The organism is Lentzea kentuckyensis, assembly GCF_002150765.1.
Taxonomy (GTDB): domain Bacteria; phylum Actinomycetota; class Actinomycetes; order Mycobacteriales; family Pseudonocardiaceae; genus Lentzea; species Lentzea kentuckyensis.
The window spans coordinates 61,650-85,845 of sequence record NZ_MUYM01000064.1 but is presented as its reverse complement, the minus strand read 5'-3'; the positions used below and the strand labels follow the sequence as shown (position 1 = coordinate 85,845).

Below are 24,196 nucleotides of genomic sequence, written 5' to 3'. Positions count from 1 at the left end.
CGGGCGAATCCACCCGGCCGCTTTCCTGCTCCGCTCACGTCCTCAGCCGTGGACCGCGCCCGCGGGCACGCCACGTCGGGCGAGCCGCCCGGCACGCGCACGGCCGCGGTGCCGGGCTTCGAGCAGGACCGAGTCCGAAGTGGACACTTCTGGTTCCTCCGTGGCACCGGCCGGGACGCCGCCCAGGTGAGCAGCCAGCGCACGGATCGACGGGTGCGCGAACAGGTCGAGCACCGTCAGCTCAGGGGCACAGCTCGCGCGTAGCTCGCGATGTGCGCGCACGAGCAGCAACGACGTCGCACCCAGCTCGAAGAACGTACGCGTCCGGTCCAGGGTCGCGGCCGGCACGCCGAGGAGGTCACCGAGCACCTGCGCGACCGCGGCCTCCAGCGCCGGATCGCCCCGTCGCACCGACCGGCCGGGCAACGGCCGAGGCCGCACCGGAGCTGCCGCGGTCAGCTCCCTGGCACCCAGGCCCGCCGGATCAGCCGACCGCCACGCGGTGGTCCCGGCAAGCGCGGTCACGGTGTCCACATAGGCCGCGAAGAGCCGGTCCAGGTAGCTTTCCGGGAAGGCCGCGTCCACGCAGTCCCAGTTGATCCGCAGCGTGCCGTCCTGCTCGAAGACCTGGCAGTCCAGCAGCACGTGCGGGGTCTGGCTGATCGCGTAGGCCGTGGACCCGAAGCCCGCCAGCAGTTCCGACGCGTCGGCGGACGTGCTGCCCAGCCCGCTCGAGAACACCACCGGCAACAGGACCTGCCTGCCCCGGCGGGCGGCGAGGTCGCGCAGCACCTCGTTGCCGTGCACGCCCGCGCTGTGGTCGAGGTCCGACCACAACCGCTGCTGCAGTGCCTGGGCCCTGTCACCGAACGCGCCCGCGCCCGTCCGCACGTCGAGCAGCAGCGTCGACGTGTAGTCGCCGATGACACCCGCGTGCTCGGCCGGCCGGTCGAACGCCGTCATCACCAGGGTGAAGCGATCGCCGCCACCACCCGCCCGCAGCACGTCGCCGAGCGCGGTGACGAGCAACGCCACCGGAGTCAGGCCACCGGTACGAGCCTGCTCGCGCAACGAGTTCCAGGTGTGCGCGTCCAGCACCGCGCGGCGGCGGGTGAACCGCACGGCACCGGGGCCGGGGGGCACGGCGGGCAACGTGGGGCCGTCGCACATCTCGGCCGCGGCATCACGCCAGTACCGCAGCACCCGCTCGGACGCGGCGGGCCGGGTGGTGGCCCACTGCTGGAACGTCGCGGCGGGCGGGGCGGGCAACCTGGCCGGGTCGCGGTAGGCGGTGAGCAGTTCCTCCGCCAGCACGACCGCACTGCGCGCGTCGCAGAAGAGGAGGTCCAGTCCGAAGTGGACACGCCAGGTGCGGTCGGTGAGCCTGCTCGCGGCCACGTGCAGCATCGGGCACCGCGCCGGGTCGAGCACCCGGTGGGAACGCTCCTCCCGCAGGCGCCGCAACGTCGCTTCACGGTCGGCGGCGGAACGCAGGTCGAGCACGTCGATCGGCGGCGTGATCACCTCGACGTGGACCTGTTGCAGCGTCTCAGGTGTCACGGTCGCGCGCAGCATCGGATGGCGCGCGACCACGGTGTGCAACGCGCGGGTGAGCCGGTCGACGTCGAGGTCGTCCACGTCGACCTCGGTGTAGTAGTGCGGGGCGATGGCGTCGCCGAGCCACGTGTCCGCCCGTCCCACCAGGTAGGCGAGCTGCATCTCGGTGAGGCGGAACGGCCCCTGCGGCTCCTCCGGACGAGCCTGCCGCGCCCATCCGTGCAGTTCGCGCAGCCAGCGTGCGGCCTCGGTGAGCGCGTCCGCGAGGTGCAGTGCCGCGTCCGGCAACGGGAGCGGAGACGCGGCGGCGGTTCGAGGCGTGGGTTCGACCGGGACCGACAGGGACGACACCAGCGCGTTGATCGACGAGTGCCCCACGAGGTCGCGGAACGTCGGCCGGACACCGGTCGAGTCCTCGACGGCGTTGGCGATGCGCACCACGTCCAGGGACGTCGCTCCGGCGGCGACCAGTCCGGCCGAGAAGTCGGCGCCCGGCCCGAGAATCTCGCGCAGCAGGGCTTCCAGCGCGTGGCACTCGACCGGCGACACGACGGCGGGCAGCGGACCGGACGGTTGCCGCGGCTGGTCGGAACGGACGGGTGCGGCCTCCCGCGCGGCGGAGCGGAACGGATTGGGCAGTGCCTTGTGGTCGACCTTTCCGTTCTCCGTGACCGGAAGGGCGTCGTGCCACACGAACCTGGTGGGCACCAGGTAGTCCGGTAGCCGCCTGCGCAGTTCCTCGGCCAGCACGCGGTCGGCGTCCGGCAGCGGTGCCGACAGCGCCACGTGGGCGATCAGGCGCGGCCGGTCGTCCGGTCCCGGCACCGCGGCCGCGACGGCTTGGCGCACCTGCGGCAACCGGTCCAGCGCCGACTCGACGTCCCCGAGCTCGATGCGGTGACCACGCACCTTCACCTGGCGGTCGGTCCGGCCGAGGAACCCGATGGTGCCGTCGTACCGCCACTTCCCGAGGTCACCGGTCCGGTAGAGGCGTTCGCCGAGCACGGGGTGGACGGCGAACCGCGCCGCGGTCTGCGTCTCGTCGCCGACATAACCCCGCGCCACGCCCGCGCCGCCGATGAACAGCTCGCCCGGTTCGCCGACCGGGCAGGGCCGACCCTCGTCGTCGAGGACCTGGAAGCTCTGGTCCCGCAACGCCCTGCCGTACGGGATGCTCGGCCACGCCGGGTCGACCTCGCCGACCGGGAACGTGATCGACCAGATCGACGCCTCCGTCGCGCCGCCGAGGCTCATCACCTCGGCGCCGGGCACCAGCGCGCGCAGCCGGTCGGGCAGGCTCACCGGAATCCAGTCACCGGAGAGCATGACGAGCCGCAAAGAGGACAGCCACGCCGCCGCCACCGGATCGGCCTCGGCGTACTCGACGAGGATCTCCAGCAACGCGGGCGCGGTGTTCCACACGGTGACCCGGTGCCGGCCGACCAGCTCGCACCAGTGCTGCGGATCGCGTTGCCGGTCCAGGTCGGGCAGCACGACCGCGCCACCCGCACCGAGCACCCCGAAGACGTCGTAGACGGAAAGGTCGAAGCTCAACGCGGACAGGGCGAGCACGCGGTCCTGCGCGGTGATCGCGAACCTGTCGGTGATGTCGTCCACGGTCGTGCGCGCCTGGCGATGCTCGATGGCGACGCCCTTCGGCACCCCGGTGGAGCCGGAGGTGAAGATGACGTACGCCAGATCCGCCGGGTCGGCCGTGCCCGGCGTCGCTCCGGTCGCGGGTGTCACGACGCCGCCCTCATCGTCCACTTCGGACACTCGGACGTCGTCGGGAAGTTCCGGCACCTGCCCCGCGGCGACCACGGCGTGCGTGATCCCGGCGCGGGCACAGACCGCCTGGATGCGCGCGGCGGGCCAGCCCGGGTCCACCGGAACGTAGCCGGCTCCGGCGCGATGCACGCCGAGCACGGTGACGAGCTGCGCGGGACTCTTGGGCAACGCCACCAGCACCAGGTCGCCCGCCCGCACGCCGGAGGCGGTCAGGTGCTCGCCGAGCGCACGCGCCCGCTCGGCGAGCTCGGCGTGGGTGAGCACGCCGGCCGTGGACAGCAGCGCCGGCTCGTCCGGCACGCTCAGCGCGGCCTGGCGCGCGGGTGAGTCGAGCAGCGGGCCGCTGTCGCCGAACGGTGCGACGTCGAGAGGTTCCGGCCGGCGAAACGACGGATCCCAGCCGAGATCGACCGAGGTCCACAGCGACGGGTCCGCGGCCAGGGATCCCAGCAGCGCGCACTGCGCGTCCGCCACACCGTCGAGGAAGCCGGCGGGAAACGCGTCCTCGACCGCGTCCCACACCAGCCGGAGCGTGCCGCCCTCCTCCCAGACCAGGTGGTCGAGCAGCACCTGAGGTGTCTGCGAGACACCGAAAACCTCGGTGCCGAGCCAGGAAGCGGGCGGTGTTCCGTCGCCGATGCCCACGCCGGAGGTGAACACCACCGGGTGCGTGCCGGCCGCGAGCACGTCACCCCGGCGGGCGGCGAGCTCGCGCAACACCTCCACGCCCGCGAACGCGCGGTGGTCGATGGCCGTCCACAGCTCGGTGTTCACCTGCTTCGCGAGCGCCGCGAAACCGTTCCACGTCAACGGGTCCAGCTCGGACATCCCGATCAGCGCGGTGGTGGTGAAGTCACCGACGAGGTGCTCGACGCCCGGCACGTCCTCCGGCCGGTCGAACAGCGTCGCGTTGAGGCTGAACCGCTCTCCGGCGCCCCAGCGCGACAGCACGAGACCGAACGCGGCGAACAGCACCGCGGTCGGGCTGATCCCGTGCTCGGCCGCGCGGGCACGCAGCTCCGCCCACTCCCGCGTGGTGAGCCGGCGCGACCGCCTGCGAAACCGCGGCGGGCTCGTGAGCTCCGCCACCGGCAGGCGCGGCCCGTCCGCGAGATCGTCGAGCTTCGCGAGCCAGTGGGCACGGTCGCGGTCGCGCCGTTCCCGATGGGCGGGGTCGGCTTCCCGGTGCGCCACGATGTCCAGGAACTCGGCGGACGAGACCGGCAGCTCCGCGTCGGGGTCGGCCAGCAGCTCGCCCCACTGCCGCATCAGCAGCCGCCAGCTCGCGAAGTCCAGCACCAGCACGTCGAAACCGACGAGCAGCCGGGTGCGGCCGTCCGGGAGCAGCGCCGCTTGAAGATCGAACAACGGCCACTCGTGCGCCGGCCGCACCTGGTGCGACCGTTCCTCGCGCAACTCGGCGAGCACACGATCGGCGTCCGGCGCGTTCCTCAGGTCGGTGCGGCCGATCCGACAGGGCGGGACGGACGCGTGCTCGCGCTGCCGGCCGTCCCTGCCGATGGTCGTGCGCAGCATCGGGTGGTGTGCGACGAGCCGGTTCCACGCCGTCTCCAGGCGGTCCAGCTCGATCCCGGGCGCCAGGTCGTACTCGTGGTACCAGAACGTGGCCACGCCGCCGAGCGCGAAGTCGGTGCCGCGGCCGGTCCAGTACGCCGACTGCACCGCCGTGAGCGGCACCGGTTCCCCGGCCGGCACGGACTTCATCTCCACGCTGACCGGCCGCGCCGACGTCGGGGCGTCGGCCAGTGCCGCCACGACACCGGACGCCGGACGGTCGCCCAGGAAGCAGGTCAGTGGCAGCTCCACGCCGGTCCTGGCCGCCACCAGCCGGCGCAACCGCAACGCTCCCAACGACTCCACGCCGAGCTCGGCGAACCGCCTGGACAGGTCGACCTCGTGCGGTGGCAGACCGACCAGCCCCGCCACCGATTCCCGGACCAGCGCCTCAACCGCGAGCATCACAACTCCAGAACGTGAAGTACTTCCCCACCCGATCGGGTACTACGTCACCCTTGTCGACATTGATAACGATTGTCAACTAGGGTGTGGCGCATGCTGCTCCTCCGCACCGCGCGTCCTCGGTTGCTCGCCGGAATCGCCTGTCAGGCAACGGCCGCGCTGGCCGGTGTGGTGCCGTTCGTCGCGGTGGCCGAAGTCGCTCGCGCGCTCCTCGGCGGTGGTTCGTGGGGACCCGCCGTGCTGCTCGGGGTCGCGGCACTTCCCGTTCGGGTGTTCTTCCTCACCGCCGCCACGACACTCACCCACCTCGCGGACAACGACCTGCAGCTGCACCTGCGCCGCACGCTCGCCGCCCATCTCGGCAGGCTGCCGCTGGGCTGGTTCACCGCGCGCGGTTCCGGTGCGGTGAAACGAGCTGTGCACGACGATGTCGGTGCGTTGCACCATCTCGTGGCCCACTCGCTGCTCGACCTCGTCACCGCGGTCGTCGTTCCCGTTGCCGCGACGGGATATCTGCTCACGATCGACCCGTTGATGACGGTGGTCACGCTGCTACCGCTGGGCCTCGGGCTGATCCTGCACGCGCGGGCGATGCGCGGCGTCACCGCGCGGATGGCCGAGTACCACCAGGCGACCCAGCGACTCGACACCGCCGTGGTGGAGTTCGTGCACGGGATCGGCGTGGTGAAGGCGTTCGGGCAGACAGGCAAGGCGCACCAGCGTTTTCGCGACGCCGCGCGCGAGTACGGCGCGTTCGTGACCGGGTGGGCGGAACAGGTGACGCCGGCACTTCTGCGCAGCCAGCTCGCCCAGGCGCCGCTCGTCGCACTGCTTGTGGTGCTGACCGCGGGCACGGCACTGATCGGCCTCGGCTGGCTCACCCTCGTGGACCTGATCCCGTTCGTGGTGCTGGGCATCGGGTTGAGCGGGCCCGCGCTGGCGATCGGCTACAGCGTCCAGGACGTGCGGGCGGGCCGGGCGGCGTTGGGCAGGATCGAGGAACTGCTCGGCACACCACCGCTGCCCGAACCCTCGCACGCGCCCGAGCTGACGCCCTGCCCCGCGCGGGTCGAGCTGGACTCGGTCCGGTTCGGCTACGACGAGACCGAGGTGCTGCACGGCATCGACCTCGTGCTGGCGCCGGGCACCGTCACCGCGCTCGTCGGGCCGTCGGGATCGGGCAAGTCGACGCTGGCCTCGCTCGTGGCGAGGTTCCACGACGTGAGCTCGGGGACCGTGCGGATCAACGGCGTCGACGTCCGGGAGCTGCCGAGCGCGGACCTCTACCGCTGGGTCGGGTTCGTGTTGCAGGACGTGCGGCTGCTGCGCACCACCGTGCTGGACAACATTCGTCTCGCCAGGCCGGACGCGGATCTCGACGAGGTCGTGCGGGTCGCCCGCGCCGCGCGGATCCACGATCGGATCACCGAACTCCCCGACGGTTACCTCACCGTGCTGGGGGACGACGTGCGGCTGTCCGGCGGTGAGGCCCAGCGCCTGTCGATCGCGCGGGCGTTGCTCGCGGACACCCCGGTGCTGGTGCTCGACGAGGCGACGGCCTTAGCGGACGCCGAGTCGGAGGCGGCGATCCAGGACGCGATCAGCGAGCTGGCGGCGGGCCGGACCGTGCTCGTGGTCGCCCACCGTCTGTCCACAGTGGTCGATGCCGATCAGATCGTCGTGCTGGACGAGGGGGTTGTGGTGGAACGGGGCAAACACACCGAGTTGCTCGCCGCCGATGGCCGGTACGCCGCGTTGTGGGCGGTGCACGCGTGATCCGCCGGTTGCTCGCCTTGGCAGGGCCTGAGCAGAGCGCACAGCTGCGTCGGGCGATCTGGTATCTCGGCGCGGCCGCCGCCGTGCAGGGTGTGGCGTTCGCCGTGCTGCTTCCGGTGCTGCGAGCGCTGTTGTCCGGCGAGCCCGCGTGGCCGTGGCTCGCGGTGTTGGCCGTTGCTCTTGGCGCGTACGGGTTCCTGCACGGCAGAGGCGTGGTCGCGGGCCGACGGGCGGGGTACGCACTCGGTGGCGTGCTGCACGAACGACTCGGTGATCACGTCGTCACGTTGCCGCTGGGCTGGTTCACCACCGCGCGGGTCGGCTCGCTGGGCCGCGTGGCCACCCAGAACGTCATGAGCGTCATGGGCGTGCCAGGACACCTGCTCGATCCACTCGCGCAGGCCGTGGTCACCCCTGCGGCCGTGGTCGCCGTCCTGCTGTTCGTGGACTGGCGGATCGCGGTCGGGGCACTCGTCGCGGCGCCCGTGGTGATCGCGGCCCACCGCTTCACCGGCAAGCTGGTGCAGCGCACCGACCAGGCGGCCGACGCGGCCGCCGCCGAAGCGGGCGGGCAGGTCGTCGAGTTCGCTCGCAACCAGGTCGTCCTGCGCGCGTTCGGTCGTTCCGGGCACGGGTTCGCGTTGCTCGACGACGCGCTGGTCGCCGCCCGCGACGCCGCCCGCCGGATGCTGCGCACCGCGTTGCCGGGGCTGGCCGGTTTCGTGCTCACCGTGCAGACGGCGTTCACCTGCCTGCTCGTGCTCGGCGCCTCGCTCGCGGCGGGCGCGGACGTACCCGCGATCGTGGTGGCGCTGGTGCTCGCGGTCCGGTTCACCGAACCGCTGCTCGGCGCGGCGGAACTCGGTGCGGCGCTGCGGATGGCCGCGGGCTCGCTCGACCGGGTCGAAGAGGTCCTCGCCGCGCGTCCGTTGCCGGAGCCCGCACGGCCGGCGCCGATCGGGCCGCCCTCGATCGAGTTCGACCGCGTCCGCTTCGGTTACGACGACCGTCTGGTGCTCGACGACGTGTCCTTCGCCGTCGCACCGGGCACCACCACGGCCCTCGTCGGCGCGTCCGGTGCGGGCAAGAGCACGGTCGTGCGGCTGGTGGCGAGGTTCTCCGACGTCGACAGCGGCACGGTCAGGGTGGGTGGCGCGGACGTCCGCTCGTTGCACACCTCCGACCTGCTCGGCCAGATCGCCCCCGTGTTCCAGGACACCTACCTGTTCGACACGACCCTGCTCGACAACATCCGCCTCAGCCGTCCCGACGCCGAGCTGGACCGCGTGCACGAGGCCGCGCGGCTCGCCGGGGTGACCGAGATCGTGCGGCGGTTGCCCGACGGCTGGGAGACCAGGGTCGGCGAAGGCGGAACGCGGTTGTCCGGCGGTGAACGCCAACGGGTGGCGATCGCTCGCGCCCTGCTGAAGGACGCACCGATCGTGCTGCTGGACGAGGCCACCGCCGCACTGGACGCGGAGAACGAGGTGGCCGTGACCACCGCACTGGCGGCGCTCGCTCAGGACAGGACGCTGCTCGTGATCGCGCATCGTCTGTCCACAGTGGTCAATGCGGACCAGATCGTCGTGCTCGACGGCGGCCGGATCGTCGAAACGGGAACGCACGAGGAGTTGCTGGAACGCGGTGGCCGGTACGCCGGCCTCGTCGCCCAGCGGGAGAACGCACGCGGCTGGCGACTGGCCGCGCGCCGGAAGTGAACGAGAGGACGAACGTGTTCGATGTGATCGTCGTCGGCGGCGGGCCGGCTGGCCTGAACGCCGCGCTGACCCTGGGCCGTCAACGCCGGAAGGTGCTGCTGGTCGACAGCGGCACCTACCGCAACGAGCCGGCGGAGGATATGCACATGTTCCTCTCCCGTGACGGTTTCCCACCCGCGGAACTGCGGCGGCTCGGCCGTGAGGAGCTGGCGCACTACCCGACGGTCGAGATCCGCGAGGACCTCGTCGTCACCGTGTCCGGTGCCGCGGACGACTTCACCGTCGAGCTGGCCGGTGGCGCGACCGAACGCGCCCGGCGCCTGCTGCTCGCGAGCGGCCAGGCCGACGTGCTGCCCGAGGTCGAGGGCGTGGCCGAACGGTTCGGGCGCGGTGTGTACCACTGCCCGTTCTGCCACGGCTTCGAGACGGCGGGCAAGCCGCTCGCGGTGCTGGGCGGCGACTTCTCGCACGCGATGCTCGCGCTGTACGTCGCGGACCGGTTCAGCTCCGACGTGGTGCTGTGCGCGCAGGGACCGCTCGACGTGGCCGAGGAGTTGCGTACCGCGTTGAAGGAGAAGGGCATCGAGGTGCGCGAGGAACCCGTCGTGCGCGTCGACGGCGCGGTGACCGTCCACTTCGAATCGGGCGAGCCGCTCGAGCGTGGTGCGATCTTCCACCGGCCGGTGTCGCGGCAGCGCTCGGATCTCGCCGCCGCACTCGGGTGCGAGGTGCTGCCGGACGGGTGCGTACAGGTCAACCCGATGCAGCAGACCACGGTTCCTGGCGTCTACGCGGCGGGCGACACGGCACGCCTTGCCGAGCTGGTCGGGCCGACGCCGTTCGTGATCACCGCGGCGGCGGACGGCGCGAAGGCCGCGATCTGGCTGGAGCAGGACCTGTTCCGCTCCTCGATCAACATGACCTGATCAGGAGCGAACGCCTCGCCTGAAGCTGTTGAGGGGAGCTTTCCCGAACCTGTTCGGGAAAGCTCCCCTCGTCAACGTCCAGCCTGCAGGACCACGCAGGAGAACGTGAAGCCGCCGCCCACGCCGATCAGCGCCACCTTGTCCCCTGGCGCGAGCAGGTCGGCTCGCATCAGGTGATCCAGCGCGTAGAGGTGGTCGGCGCCACCCATGTGACCGGTGGTCAGGCCGAGATCGAGCAGCGTTCGTGCCGGGTCGAGGCCGAGCGGATCCGCGTAGCCGAACCGGAACGAGGTGCGGCCGACGAACGGCGGCACGGCCCACCGCACCTCGTCGAGCGTCGTGTCCGCGTCTTCGAGTGCTTGTGCCACAACGGTTCGCACGCCGGTGATGTGCGCGGCCACCACCGACGCCGGGGACCGTTCACTCGCCGTGTAGAACTCGCGGGCGAGCCGGCGCAGCACCAACGGCTTCAGCGCGGCGGTCGAGGACGCGTGGAACGGCTCGTCGCCGCGTTGCAGACCTTCCAGCGACGGGTCGGACCAGGAGGCGCACGACAACAGGCGCAGGTCTCCGCCGCCCCGGCCGAGCACGGCCGCCGCCGCGCCGTCGCCCAGCAGCACGCCGGAGTCGAGGTTCCACCGGTCGACCACCGACTCCGGGAACCAGTCGGCGACCGTGACCAGCACCTCGCCGACGTCGGGGCGCGCGGTGAGCGTGGTCGCGGCGAGTTCGAGAACCGCGAGTCCGCTGTTGCACAGTGCGTTGACCTGAAGGGAGAGGCCGGGCAGGGGGCCGGGCATCAGCTGGTTCGCGATCCAGCAGGGTGCCGACCACAGGTCGATGCCCTGAAAGCCCGCGGCTCCGTGCAGGTGCAGTCCGGGTTTCGCCTCGCCGAGCGCGAGCCTTCCGGCGCGGACGGCCATCCGCGGTGGCGGCTCGCTGGAGACCGACACCGAGGTCATCCCCGCTTCCGCGGCGTCGGCGGCGGCGTACCTGCCGTCGGCGACCGCCTGCCGCACCGGCAGGAGGTCACCGAGAACCCCGCCGGTACCGGTGATCCACACGTCGTCGAACCTCACGCCCGTACCCTTTCCTCACATCGGCCGTCCACCACGGCGAAGACCCGGTCGGCCTTGGCCAGCACGTCCTCGTCGTGGGTCACGAAGAACACCGCGAGGCCGGTGGCCCTGCGGTGGTCGAGCAGTTCCAGCACCGCGTCCGCGGTGGCCACGTCGAGCGCCGCGGTCGGTTCGTCGGCCAGCAACACGTCCGGGTCGCTCGCCAGTGCCCTGGCGAGCGCGGCCCGTTGCCGTTGCCCGCCTGAGCACTCGCCCGGCCGGCGCTCCGCGAACTCGCGACCGAGCCCCACCTCGGCGAGCAGCTCGGCCGCGCGCGCACGGGCCGCGTGCCGTCCCAGACCGGCCAGCCGCAACGGCCTGGCCACGGCGGCGCCCAGCGAGTGCGCGGGATTGAGCTCTGCCACCGGATCCTGGCCGAGCAGTGCGAGCGTGCCGTCGACGCGCACGCGCCCAGTGCTGGGATGCAGTCCCGCGACGGCGTGCAGCAGCGTGCTCTTGCCGGCTCCGGACGGCCCGGCGAGCGCGACCAGCTCACCGCGCCGGACCTCCAGGTTCGCACCGCGGACGAGTTCGGTGTCGTGGGCGATCGTCACGTTCTCCAGGCGCAGCACGGGTTCGCCGAACTCGACGCCCGTCGACCGCCGCCGTGGTCGTGCGTCTTCCGCCGCGACGAGCGCACCGTGCCGCAGTTCGAGAACGCGATCGCACACCTCCCGCGCCCACCGGGGGTCGTGGGTGACGATCACGGTGGCGCGGCGCCCGCCGGTGATCTCCTCGGTGACCAGTCGCCGGGTTTCCGCGTCCAGGCCACTGGTGGGTTCGTCCAGCAGCAGGAGTTCGGGGTCGCCCGCCAGCGCACGGGCGAGCACGACCCGCTGTGCCTGCCCTCCCGAGAGCGTGTGCGGGTAGCGGCGCTCGATGTCCGCCGGCAGGTCGAGCCGGGTGTTCGCCGCGACCGATCCGATGCGTCGCAACGGATCCAACGTCGCCTTCGGGTCCTGCGGCAGCAGTCCGACGTGCGCGCGCCGCCAGCGCCGCGCCGCCCGGCCACCGAACGCCAGCGGTCGCCCGTGCCACAGCAACTGGCCCGCGACCACCCGCACGCCCGGCCGGACGTCTCCCAGCAGCAGCCGCAGCAGAGTGGTCTTGCCGGCGCCGGACGGGCCGACGATTCCGACGATCTCACCTGCCGCGACCCGGAGAGCGAGGTCGCTGAACAACCGCTGGCCCGGCTCGGACTCCACCGTCACGCCACGCAGCTCGACCACGCCGGTGGCCGCGCGCGGAGGACCGGGTGGTGGCGGTGTGTACCGGCGTGGCGCGGTACGAGGCAGAATCCGGCCACCGCAGACGTCGAGGCCGAGCAACAGGACCGTGGCAAGCCCGGCGATCGCCGCGGCGGGTGCCAGCACCGACCACGGGTTCAAGGCCACGCCGGGCAGATTCTCCCGGATCATGACGGCCCAGTCCGGCGCGGGCGGCTGCGGGCCGAGCCCGAGCGCGTGCACGGCGACCGTCAGCTGCACCGCCGCCACGACGCGGAGTCCCGCATCGGCCAGCGCCGTCGCGCCCACGACCGGCAGCAGCTCACGCACCACGATCGCGCCGGGACGTTCGCCCCGGACGACCGCCGCCAGCACGAACCCCGCCCGCCGCAACGGAACCGCGGCGGCATGCACCACCCTGGCCGACAGCGGCGCGCCGAGCAGCACCATCCCGGCCAGCACCGCCGCCCAGGCGGGCAACGCCACCGCGCAGGTCAGCACCACGAGCAGCCCCGGCACGGCGAGCATGCCCGCGCTCGTCCGCAGCACCAGGCGTTCGGCGACCGGCGTCCAGGTCGCGACGAGCCCGGCCACCGTGCCGAGCAGGCTCGCGGCGAGCCCTGCGGGCAGTGCCGTCGCGAGCAGCGTGGCGCCTCCGGCGAGCAGCCGCGACAGCACGTCACGGCCGAGCACGTCGGTGCCCAGCGGACCGTCCTCCGACCAGGGCACGCCGACCACCTCGGTGACGCCGTGCGGGGCGATCCATCCTCCACAAAGGACGACCAGGATCACCAGGGCCAGCCCCAGTGCCGTCAACCAGACCCTCATCGTGCCCCCACCCGCCGAGCCAGCACCGCCGCCACCGCGTCCGCCGCGAGCACGCACACCAGCACCACCACCGCGACCAGCGCCGCCAGCCCCTGCAACACCGGGGTGTCCCGCGTCCCCACCGCGGTGGCCAGCAGCTGCCCCATGCCGGGATAGGCGAACACCGCCTCCACCACCGCGGTGGCGGTGAGCACCCCACCCGCCAGCACCGCAGCGGCCTGGGCCAGCGGCGCGCTGAGATGCGGCAGCACATGGCGCACCGCCACCACGGGCACCGGCACGCCCCGCAGCAACGCGGCCGAGACGAACGGCCGGCGCACCACGTCCGCCACCGGCCCGCGCATCAGCCTGGCGATCCACGCCGTCGCCGGCAGGGCCAGCGACAGCACAGGCAGGACCAGCGCCACCGGACGGTCCGCCGCCGTACCGCCCACCGGGATCAGCGACACGGCGGGCAACCACCGCAACCACGTCGCGAACACCACGACCAGCCCACCGGCGAGAACGACCTCGGGCAGAGCGGCGACCACCGCGAGGATCGCGGAGCCGGCGTGGCCGCCGCGCCAGCCGAGCAGCAACGCGAGCGGGGTGCCGACGCCCAGGGCCAGCACCCAGACCGGTACCGCGATGAACAGTGTCGCCGTGAAACGTGACCACAGCAGCGGAGCAACCGGGCGTCCGTCCACAAGAGACGAACCAAGGTCACCGCGCACCGCGGCCCACAGCCATCCACCGAACCGGGACCAGAGCGGCTGGTCGAGCCCCAGCACGGCCCTCAGCTCCGCGATCCGCTCCGGGGTCGCGTGCTGCCCGGCAGCGATCACCGCCGCGTCGCCGGGCAGTGCGGCGGTGACGAGGAAGACCAGCAGGCACACCAGAAACAGGGTCAGCGCGGACCGCGCGACCGTCAGCGCCGCAGCCACGCACCGTCCAGGAAGATCCGGGCGAAGCCGTTACCGGTGGGCAGTCCCCGCACGGCCGGTGACGAGACGTCGAGACCGTCGGCGAAACCCCACACCAGCCAGCCGCCCTCCGCCGCCATGCGCTCACGCAGCTGCTTCAGCGCGGCCTCCCGCCGGGCGGGGTCCGTCTCGGCCATGTCCGCGGCGAAGCGGGCGTCGAAGTCCGGTTTCACCCAGCCGGTCTCGTTGAAGGCCGAGGTGGCCAGCGCGGTCTGGCGGACCCACACCGGGAACGGCACGTCGGCGTAGTAGCCCATCACCAGCGGTTCGCGGAGGTAGACCTGCGTCCAGTAGGTGTCCGGCGGATCCTGCTTGACCTCGACCTTCAGACCCGCCTCGCCGAGTTGCGTGGCGAGCAGCGTCGCCGCGCTCACCATGCCGGGGTACGCGGTCGTCGTGTGCAGCACGACGGGGCCGAGCGAGGAGAGCACCCGGCGTGCCTCCGCGAGGTCACGGGCGGGCGGCGGCACGTCGGCACCGCCGGGCGCGTCACCGCCGACCGTGCCGTACCCGAGCAGAACGCTGTCCACGAGTGCTTGCCGGTCGACCGCGAGTTTGACGGCCCTGCGCACCTCCGGCCGGTCGAACGGCGCCTTGTCGAGCCGCATCAGCAGCGGGTACGTCGCGGCTGCCGGGCGCCGGGACACGGCCAGTTGCCCGGTCCGTTCGGCGGTCTTGGCGGCCGCCGGGCTCACGTTGGCGGCCACGTCCACTTCACCGGAGGTCACCGCGGCGGCCAGCGCCTGCGGGTCGGCGAAGCCGCGGATCTCCAGCTGGTCCAGGTGCGCACGGCCACCCCACCACCTGTCGTTGCGCACCAGCACCGCCGCCTGACCATCCAGTTTGGACAGCCGGAACGGGCCGGAGCCGACCGGCTGGTCGAACGTCGTGGTGCCCTCCGGCACCACGAACGTCACGCCCGCGAGCGTCCTGGGCAGGTCGGCGTCCGGCTGCGTCGTCCGCAGCACCACCGCGTGCTCACCGTCCGCAGTGGACTGATCGATGTCGACGGTGCCGAGCCTGCCGCCGTTCAGCGCCGCCTGGGCCGCGATCCGGCGCAGCGAGAACAGGACGTCCGCCGCCCGCACCGGCCTGCCGTCGGTGAACACGGCGTCGGAACGCAGCTCGAACCGCCAGCGCGTCGCGTTGTCGTCGGACGACCACGACCGAGCGAGTCTCGGCACCACGGTGGCGTTGTCGCCGGGAACCGTCAGCACGTCGTACAGGGCGCCCATGCGCACCCAGTCCGACTCGTTGAACAGGCTGCCGTGCGGATCCGTCGCGACGGCGCCACCCGCGGCGACCGTGCCGTAACGCAGAACTCCGCCGTCCACCGGTGGTCCGGCGTCGCCGCCAGATGGTGCCGCGCCTCCTGCCGCACACCCACCGAGCGCCAGGAGAAGGACGGCACCCAGAGCCGCCCTGCGGGACATCGCGACCATCACACACACCCTTCGAAAGATGACCAGTCCCCCACGAGCGACTGAGCGACCTTGGTGGACCATTCCTGGTCGCCGAGCACGTCGTCCGTCTTCCGGACGTGCTCGGCGAGCAGACCCTCACCGGCGAGCAGTCGCGCGGCGCCGCGGATCACGGTGTGAAAGCCGGCCGAGACGGTGGCGTCGACCTCCTTGCCGGACGCGGCGAAGACGTCCAGCATGCTCAGCACACGCAGCAGCGCGGCCTGAGCGGTCAGCACGGCCGTGGCCGCCTCCCCCACCTCACGGGTCTGGCTCGATGCCGTACGGCGCACGAGATCCGTGGCCGTTCCCACCGTGACGGAGAGGAGCAACGCGGCACGTACCAAAGACGTCGGCACGTCGCCGCGGTAACGCTGGGCGAGCTGCTCGGCGAACTCCCTGCCGACGTCCGGGGAAGCCGTGCCGAGCGCCGCGAAGCCACGGCCAGCCTGCTCCCAGCCCCGGTGGCCGAGGTCGGCCAGCGGGCTCACCGACAGCCGTGCCAGCACCTCCGCGCGTTCGGCGACCGGATCCGCGGCCAGCGCGGCCAGCGCGACCGGCAGGACGTTCTGGGTGTAAAGCCAGTTGGGCAACATCAGCACTCCTGGTCGAGCGCCGCGGAGATCTCGTCCGCGACGTGTTTCACAGCGGGGTCGGCGAGCATCGAGTAGTGGTGCGCGTCGACCTCGACCACCCGGAACTCGCCGGTCACGAAACCTGCCCAGCCGAGGTCGTGGTCGTCGAACGCGTCGTCCACACCCATGCCGATCCGGGCGTTGCGGGGCGACGTGCGCGCCGCTCGCAGCAACACCACGGAGGTCCCGGCGGCCAACCGGCCGACGTGGTGGTCGGCCAGACCACGCAGGTGGCGCGCGAACACCTCGAAACGGGCCGGTGGCACGGTGATCCCGTGCTCGGCCAGCGCCCGCTCCAGGCCATCACCGTCCACGGCGCAGTCGATGTCGAGGTAGGCCTCCAACGACCGCAGGTAGCGCAACCGGACCTCGTCGTCGGTGCGCTCCCGGTCCAGCCCTTCGATCGCCACGATCCGCTCCGGGCTGTTGGAGTCGATCATCACCACCAACGCCACCTCTTCACCGCGCGAACGCAGCACGCACGCCAGCTCGTGCGCGACGGTGCCACCCATCGACCAGCCGCCGAGCAGGTACGGCCCGTGCGGCTGGAACTCCCGCACCACGGTGAGGTACTGCTCGACCATCGCGTCGATCGACTCGGGCCCGACGTGCCCGGACAAACCGGGATCGGCCAGCGCGATCACGGGGTTCGGCGCGCTGATCCGCCGGGCGAGGTCCGCGTAGCACAGGACGTCGCCGCCGGACGGGTGCAGCAGGAACAGTGGCGGTCCCTCGCCGTCGCGCAACGGCACCGCGATGTCGTTCACCGGCACCGGTACGTCGGCCCGCGCTGCGATGTCATCCGCCAGCACCGGGCCGTCGCGCAACGGCACCGCCATGTCATCCACTGGCAGGGCGATGTCGTCCACCGGCACCGGCACGTCGGCCCGCACCGCGGCGGCGAGCCCGGCGGGAGTGGGCGCGCCCAGGAACGCGCGGGGTGGCGCGCTGCTCCCGTGTTCCCTGGCCAGCCTGCCGAGCATCCGCACGGCCAGCAACGAGTCACCGCCCAGCGCGAAGAAGTCGTCGGCCCTGTCCACTTCGGACGTTCCGAGCAGCTCCGCCCACAGCCGGGCGATCCGCAGCTCCAACTCGTCACGAGGGGCTCCGGGCTCGACCCCGCCACGCCCGGCCGCCGTCTCCGGCGCCACGGCAGCGTCCGCGGGCAGCTCGACAACGTCGTCCCAGCCCAGCCCCGCGGCCAGCTCCCGCACCGTGCCGACGACCTCCCCGAACAACCGGTCGACCAGCTCCCGGCCGAACAGCTCCTCGACGACGGCGAAGTTCAGCACCAGCTCGCCGCGCAGCTCGAACATCCGCAGTTCCAGGAACACCTGCGGCGTGCGGATGTGCTGGACGTAGTCGGAGATGTCGACGTGCCCGAGCGGACCGGCGGTCAACGGGCGTTCACCGCCCAGCGCGGCGTCCAGGCCGATGGTGCTCTGGAAGACCACCGGCGCGACCGGCCTGCGGGTGCCGCGCAGCCTGGCCAGCTCACGTGAGACCTCGACACCGCTCACCAGGTTGTGCGCCAGCGAGTCGGCGAGTTCGTCGCGCACCGAGGCCGCCAGGTCGGTGAACCGGCCGCCGGCGGGCAGGTCGATCGACAGCAGCGCGGTCGAGGAGAACGCGCCGATCATCCGGTCGACGTCCGCGTGCAACGGCAGCCTGTTGGCCTGCAAGCTGTTCAGCAGGAACCGCCGGCTGCCCGCGAGCCTCGCGAGCACGGTGGCGTAGACCGCCAGCACGGCCGCGGTCGGGGTGACCTCGTGCTCGGCGCAGCGTTGGCGCAGCGCCGTCCAGTCCTGCGGTGCCAGCCGCGCCTCGCGTGCCGACATCGCGGTCACGTCCAGGCCGCTCGGGTCGGCGATCATCGGCAACGCTGGTGCGGCGGGCAGTCCCGGCAGCCTTCGGGTCCACCACTCGTGGTCGGCCTGCCATTGCGGCGCGCCGCGCACCTCCGTCAGCGCGGTCACGTAGTCGCCGAAGTCGACCAGCAACGGCGGCAGCACGGCGTTCGGGTCGGACACGTACGTCAGCAGCTCGCGATCGAACACGCCACCTGACCAGCCGTCGACGGCGAGGAGGCTGAACGCGGTGTGCAGCCGCGCCCGCCCGCCCGGCAGCAGGGTGAGCCGCATCTCCAGCGGCGGTCCGGTCGCCGGATCGGGGCCACGCAGGCTCATCTCCGTCCGCACGCGGTCGAGTTCTGAGGCGATGACGTCCTCGTTCTCGTCGCGCAGGTCGTACACCTGGGGCACGACCACGGTCGCCGGATCGTCGGCGGGGAGAACGCGTTGCTGGCCATCAGGTGTGGTCCGCATTCGCAGCATCGGCTGGTGCGCGATCACCCGGCGCAGCGCGTCGGCCAGCGCTTCGGGAGCGCGTTCAAAGTCCACTTCGGACAGTGCGACGTCGGTGCAGACGTGCGCCGACGAGCAGGACAGTTCCCACCCGCCCTGCTGACCGACGAAGTAGGCCTGTTGCAGCGGAAGCAACCCGAACGGCGCCGCCGAGTCGAAGCGGCGGCGCACGGTCACGTCGAGTGCCCGGCCGGCGGCGCCCTCGCCTCGACCACGCACCAGTTCGGCCACGTCGGCCAGCGTCAGTTCGGCGCGGATCTCGGTCAGCGCCAGCACCACGTCGAGCCGCTGCCGGATGACCGACGCCATCCGCACGACGAGCAGCGAGTCACCGCCCAGGCCGAGGAACGACACGTCCGGCGGGATCGAGGACGGCTCCAGGTCGAGCAGCTCGGCCCAGATCCCGGCGAGCACCTCGGGAACGCCGTGCTGCTCGCCCAGTTCCGGGCCCACACCGCCGGTCCAGGCCTCGTCCTGCTCGGCCAGGTCGGTGAGCCACCGGACGTAGGAGGCGAAAGCGGCATCGGCCTCGGCCGCGTCCAGTGACGTCTCCGCGACATCCCACTGCAGCACCAGATCACCCCGGTGCTCGTAGGCCTGGTGGTCGAGCCACACCTGCGGCGTCTGACTCACGCCGAACGCCACCGGCCCGAGCCACTCGTGGTCGTGCGGCTCCCCGCCGAGCCGGTCCAGGCCGAGCATGCCGGTGAACACGACCGGCACGTTCTGCTGCCGACCGGTGCGGCGAGCCTGTTCGGAGAGCACCTCGAGACCGGAGAACGACCGGTGGTCCAGGTCGTCGAACAACCGGCGCTGCGCCGCCTTCGCCCGTTCCGCGAACGTCGCGAGCCCACGGCGGTCGGCCTCGAACAGCAGCAGCGACGAGAACTCCCCGACCACGTTGTTCACGTCGGGATGCACGTCCGGCCGGTCGAACACGGTCAGCGTGAGACAGAAGTGGTCGGTCCGCGACCACGCGGCGAGCACGTCGGCGTAGGCGGTGAGCAGCACGGCCGTCGGAGTCACCCCCAGCTGGGCGGCCTGTGCCCGCACCCGGTCCCACAGCGGGGCGGCGAGAGTGGCGGCACGCCGGACGAACCGGGGCGCGCCCTCGGCCTCGCGCACCGGCAGCGGCGGCGCGGCGGGGAGAGCGTCGAGGCGGTCACGCCAGTAGCCGGCCGCGCGCTGGTGCTCGGCGTCGCCACGGCGGCGGTCCAACGCTCGCGCGCACTCGGCGAACGTCGTGCCGATCGGTGGCAGCTCGGCCTGCGGGTTCTCGTACAGCGCCCGCAGTTCGCGGTCGAGGACCAGGTAGCTCGCGGAGTCGCAGACGAGCACGTCCACCGACACCAGCACGCGGGCGCGCCCACCGGGCAGGCGCACCACGTGGGCCTCGATCAACGGCCAGCGGCCGGGATCGGCGACCCGGTGGGACAGCCGTTCCCGCAACACCTCCAGATCGTCCACATCGGACAGTTCGTGGACCGGCACGCGATAGCGCGGAACCTCGGTCAGCACCACGTTGTGGCCGTCCGCGCCGACCACGCAGCGCAGCATCTCGTGCCGTTCGATGAGACGGTTCCACGCGTTCTGGTAGCGCTCGTGGTCCAGTTCGGCGCAGTCGTGTTCCAGGTAGAAGTGGCAGCCGACCTCGCCGAGCGCGAACGCGGAGGACCGGCCGACCCAGTAGGCGTGCTGCACCCTGGTGAGCGGGAACGGCTCGCCCGCAGGACGTGCGGCCACGACTTCGACGCTCTTCGGGGCGACCGGGTCGACCGTGGTGACGAGCGTGGCGAGTCCCGCCACGGTGGGCCTGGCCAGCAGGTCGCGCAACCGCAGCTCGATCCCGTGATCGTCCCGCAGCCGGGCGAGCACGCGGGTGGCGAGAAGGGAATGACCGCCCAGTGCGAAGAAGTCGTCGTCACGGCTCGTGACCGGACGTCCCAGCGCCTCGCTCAGCACCTCGGCGACCAGGCGTTCCGCCGCGGTGGCCGGTGCCGCGCCACCCGACTCGACGCGGGTCTGCCGTGCGCCGATCGCGAGTGAGCGGGAGTTGAGCTCGGCCGGTGACACGGCCACCTGGTGCGGCGCGGTACCGGCCAGGGCGAGAGCGGCCACCCGCAGCAGGGCGCGCACCGCGTCGGGCGCGTCCAGCGCGTGCCGCATGGTGATCTCGGAGGCCGCCTCGCGCTCCTGTGCCGTGCCGAACCGCCAGCGGTCCCAGTCGACCGACACCCAGCCGCCGGTGCCAGCGGCGAGCCCGTCCAGGAACCGGCTCGCCGCCACATAGGCACCGAGGCCGAACCCGCCGATCGTCCCGGCCGCCGACGACATCAGCACGACCGCCCGTGGACGCGCGGCCACGGGCAGCGACTCCACGGCGGTGCGGAGGTTCACCGCGCCGACGACCTTGGGCGCCAGCACGTTCGCCGTCACTTCTTCGTCCACTTCGGACAGTGCGGCCAGCTCGACCACGACCGGGGCGTGCACGACCAGGTCGATCCGGCCGAACCGGTCCGCCACCTCCGTGAGCAGCGCGCGCAGCTGCTCGGTGTCCGTGACGTCCACTGACGGTGTGGTGCCGCGGGAGGCGAGCACGACCTCCGCCGGTCCGCGGGCGCGCAGGGCGTCGGCCAGTGCGCGCGCCACGTTGCCCGAGCCACCGGTCACGACGACGACCGGATCAGCGGGCAGTTCGGCCGTGTCCGCGGGCTGCCACGGCTCCCACTGGCGGATCCACCGCTGCCCGGCGCGCAACGCCAGTTCCCACGACCCCGCTCCGGCCGCCAGGTCCGCCGCTTCGGCCAGCACGGCGGCGATGGCAGCGTCGTCCGGCTCGTGGCCGGGCAGGTCGAGGGTGCGCCAGCGCAGGCCGGGCACCTCCTGGGCGAGCACCCTGGGCAGGCCGCGCACCCCGGCGGCGACCGGGTCCACGGCCTCGTCACCGATCACCCGCTCGCCGCGCACCGTGAGTTGCAGCAGCGGCGTGTCGTCGAGCTTTCCGAACGCCAGCACGGCGTCGTGCAGTGAAGTACCGGAGTGGACCGCGATCACGGCGTCCGGTGCGCCGTCGGCAGCGGGCAGGACCGCCCGCAGCGCCTCCGCCCACGGGCCGTCGCCCACCACGGCCCAGCGCTGACCCTGGCCGGCGGGTGCGAGTGGCGCGAGCCTGCGCCACGACGGAAGCTGCAGCGGTTCGGCAGCGTCGGGCTCGGCGACGACCGGACCGATCATGGCACTGCGCGCGGGCGGAGGTTCGACCCAGAACCGTTCCCGCTGGAACGCGTAGCCGGGCAGCGGAACGCGGGTGCGGCGGCCTCGCCGGGTCGCGGCCAGATCCACCGCGACGCCCTGTGCCCACAGGGTTCCGGCCGCGTCGAGCAGCGCCACTCGGCCGTCGAGGTCCTCACCGGCACGCGGGAAGGTCGTCACCGCCGCGCGAACCTGCTCGCGGCGCGCTCCGAGCGAGGCGATCATGCCGCCGGGCCCGACCTGAACGACCACCGACTCGTCAGCGCCGATCGCGGTGTCGAGCGCGTCGGCGAACCGGACCGTGCCCCGCAGGTGCCGTACCCAGTGCTCCGCGTCCACGGTCCCGGCCACCTCACCGGTGAGCGTGGTGACCAGCGGAATCGCCGCCGGTTGTGCGGTCAGGCGCCCGGCCACCGCGCGCAGGGCGGGCATCGCGGGCTCCACCACGCGGGAGTGCGCGGCCACGTCCACGCCGACGACGTGCGCCTCGACGGTGAGGGCGGCGCGCAGAGCGGCGATCGCATCGGCGGGCCCCGACACGGCACACGCGTCGGAGGCGTTGACGGCGGCGAGATCGAGTTCCGGATGCGCGACGAGCAGCTCCCGCACCTTCGTCTCACCGAGCGGCACCGACAGCATGGCGCCCTGCGGCAGCTCACCCATCAGGCGCGATCGCTCGGCCACCAGCAGGGCCGCGTCCTGCCACGAGAGCACCCCGGCGACGACCGCGGCCGCGTACTCGCCGACGCTGTGCCCGAGCACCACGTCCGGCCGCACGCCCCAGGACTCGAGCAGCCGTGCGGTGGCCAGTGAAGCGGTGAACAACGCGGGCAACCCGGTCCGCGGGTCGCGGGCGGCGGACGCCGGGTCGAGCAGCACCTCGCGCACGTCCGCACCGGACAACGGCAGCAGGTACGCCGCGATCTCGTCCACTGTGGACGCGAAGACCGGCTCGTCGCGGTACGGGCCCGCGGCCATGCCGGCGTACTGGGCGCCGCCACCGGGGAACGCGAACACCACGCGTGGCGGCGTCGCGGCGGCCTCCACGACCGCGGCCCGCCGCAGTGCCTCCGCCGGGTCGTCACCGCGGCCGACCGCCACGGCGGCCCTCGCGGCCAGCTGTCGCCGACCGGCCAGCGTGTGTGCGACGTCGGCGAGGGGCGCCGACGCCGACGCGCCGGCGAGTGCTCGTGCCGTGGCGCGACAGGCTGCCGCGGTCGCGGCGGACACCACCAGCACCTGGGCGCGTTCGTCGCGGTCCGGCTCCGCCACGACGGGCGCTTCCTCCAGCACGACGTGGCAGTTCACCCCACCGATGCCGAACGAGCTGACTCCCGCGCGGCGCGGTTCGCGGCTCTCCCACGCCTCCGTGCTGTCGACCAGCCGGAAGGCCGATCCCTCCAGCCCGATCTCGGGGTTCACCGGCAGTGCGTGCAACGACGCCGGCAACGTCCGGTGCCGCAGGGCCTGGACCACCTTGAGCAGTCCGGCGATGCCCGCCGCCGAGTCGGCGTGCCCGATGTTGCCCTTGACCGACCCGAGGCCGCACCACGGCCGTTCGGAGTCGCCGAAGACGCGCCGCAACGCCCGCACCTCGATGGGGTCGCCCAGGATCGTCCCCGTCCCGTGTCCCTCCACATAGGACACCGAACGCGGGTCGACGTCGCCCACCGCGAGCGACTCGGCGATCACGCGCGCCTGCCCCGCCGGGGACGGCGCGGTGAAGCCCACTCGGTCCGCGCCGTCGTTGCCGACGGCGGAACCCAGGATCACGGCGTGCACGTGGTCGCCGTCGGCGAGCGCGTCGGACAGCCGCCGGAGCACGACGACACCGGCGCCCTGGGTGAAGACGGTGCCGGCCGCCCGCGCCGAGTAGGGGCGGGTGCGGCCGTCGGCGGAGAACGGGCCGTCCGGTACGTGCAGGTAGCCCAGCCCCTGCGGCACGCGCAGCGACACCCCGCCCGCCAGCGCGGTGTCGCACTCCCCCGCGAGCAACGCCTGTGCCGCGACGTGCACGGCGACCAACGAGGTCGCGCAGGTGGCGCCCACCGCCACCGCGGGCCCTTCGAGGCCGAGGCGGTGCGCGGTGCGCAACGGCAGGTAGTCGGCCACGTTCCCGGTGTGCAGCCCGAGGTTGCCGGCCGGATCCGCACCACCGAGCGGGTCGAAGCGGTGCCCGAGGTTCGTCAGGAGGTACGCCGAGAGCCCGGCTCCCGCGAACACCCCGGTGACCCCCGCGCCCGAGCCGAGACCGGCGTGGTCGAGCGCGTGCCACGCGCACTCCAGGAAGACCCGCTGCTGCGGGTCGAGCAGTTCCGCCTCCACCCGCGAGATCCCGAACGGCGCCGGATCGAACCGGTCCTGGTCGGCGATGAGGCCACCGACCGGCACGTAGGCGGGGTTGCGGCGCAACCCCGCCGGAACACCGCGCCGCGCCAGCTCCTCGTCGGTGAACCGGGTCAGCGTCTCCCGGCCGTCGGCGAGCAGCTGCCAGAACTCGTCCGCGTCACCGGCTCCGGGAAAACGGCACGAAAACCCGACGACAGCGACGGACTCGTTCACGAACGCACTCCCAGACGACGACAGCCGTCACCCGGACGAGTGACG

10 protein-coding genes are annotated in these 24,196 nt (G+C 72.8%); 3 read left to right on the top strand and 7 right to left on the bottom strand.

The genetic code is table 11. From position 1 onward, the window contains the following. Positions 1-42: 42 nt before the first annotated feature. A complete protein-coding gene (locus tag B0F77_RS28610; protein ID WP_086666102.1) occupies positions 43-5,325 on the bottom strand; it encodes a non-ribosomal peptide synthetase in 5,283 nt (1,760 codons plus the stop codon). 93 nt (positions 5,326-5,418) lie between these two features. On the opposite strand from B0F77_RS28610, the gene B0F77_RS28605 reads away from it, so the two are divergent. From B0F77_RS28605 to B0F77_RS28595, 3 genes are read left to right on the top strand one after another with little or no spacing between them, the layout of a single operon-like run. Further along, on the top strand, positions 5,419-7,101 hold the full coding sequence (locus B0F77_RS28605; protein WP_143466946.1) for an ABC transporter ATP-binding protein: 1,683 nt from the start codon (positions 5,419-5,421) through the stop codon (positions 7,099-7,101). Continuing rightward, the gene (locus B0F77_RS28600) at positions 7,098-8,819 is read left to right on the top strand and encodes an ABC transporter ATP-binding protein (protein WP_086666170.1); all 1,722 of its coding nucleotides are present in this window, start codon (positions 7,098-7,100) and stop codon (positions 8,817-8,819) included. The genes B0F77_RS28605 and B0F77_RS28600 overlap by 4 nt, the downstream gene beginning before the upstream one ends. Before the next feature lie 14 nt (positions 8,820-8,833). Continuing rightward, entirely contained in the window at positions 8,834-9,745 is a 912-nt protein-coding gene (locus B0F77_RS28595) for an NAD(P)/FAD-dependent oxidoreductase (RefSeq protein WP_086666169.1), read from the top strand. Between the two features lie 71 nt (positions 9,746-9,816). Here B0F77_RS28595 and B0F77_RS28590 read toward each other — a convergent pair whose 3' ends face one another. From B0F77_RS28590 to B0F77_RS28565, 6 genes are read right to left on the bottom strand one after another with little or no spacing between them, the layout of a single operon-like run. Then, positions 9,817-10,824, bottom strand: a complete 1,008-nt coding sequence (locus B0F77_RS28590; protein ID WP_086666100.1) for a ketoacyl-ACP synthase III family protein — start codon at positions 10,822-10,824, stop codon at positions 9,817-9,819. Beyond that, on the bottom strand, positions 10,821-12,917 hold the full coding sequence (locus B0F77_RS50600; RefSeq protein ID WP_143466945.1) for an ABC transporter ATP-binding protein/permease: 2,097 nt from the start codon (positions 12,915-12,917) through the stop codon (positions 10,821-10,823). The genes B0F77_RS28590 and B0F77_RS50600 overlap by 4 nt, the downstream gene beginning before the upstream one ends. Next, positions 12,914-13,840 (bottom strand): ABC transporter permease, encoded by a 927-nt coding sequence (locus B0F77_RS28580; RefSeq protein WP_086666098.1) that lies wholly within the window; start codon positions 13,838-13,840, stop codon positions 12,914-12,916. Before B0F77_RS28580 ends, B0F77_RS50600 begins: the two co-directional genes overlap by 4 nt. Beyond that, the gene (locus B0F77_RS28575; protein ID WP_211294072.1) at positions 13,825-15,321 is read right to left on the bottom strand and encodes an ABC transporter substrate-binding protein; all 1,497 of its coding nucleotides are present in this window, start codon (positions 15,319-15,321) and stop codon (positions 13,825-13,827) included. Before B0F77_RS28575 ends, B0F77_RS28580 begins: the two co-directional genes overlap by 16 nt. After that, positions 15,321-15,935, bottom strand: a complete 615-nt coding sequence (locus B0F77_RS28570) for a hypothetical protein (RefSeq protein ID WP_143466944.1) — start codon at positions 15,933-15,935, stop codon at positions 15,321-15,323. Before B0F77_RS28570 ends, B0F77_RS28575 begins: the two co-directional genes overlap by 1 nt. Then, a complete protein-coding gene (locus B0F77_RS28565) occupies positions 15,935-24,151 on the bottom strand; it encodes a type I polyketide synthase (protein WP_086666096.1) in 8,217 nt (2,738 codons plus the stop codon). Before B0F77_RS28565 ends, B0F77_RS28570 begins: the two co-directional genes overlap by 1 nt. Positions 24,152-24,196: the final 45 nt, after the last annotated feature.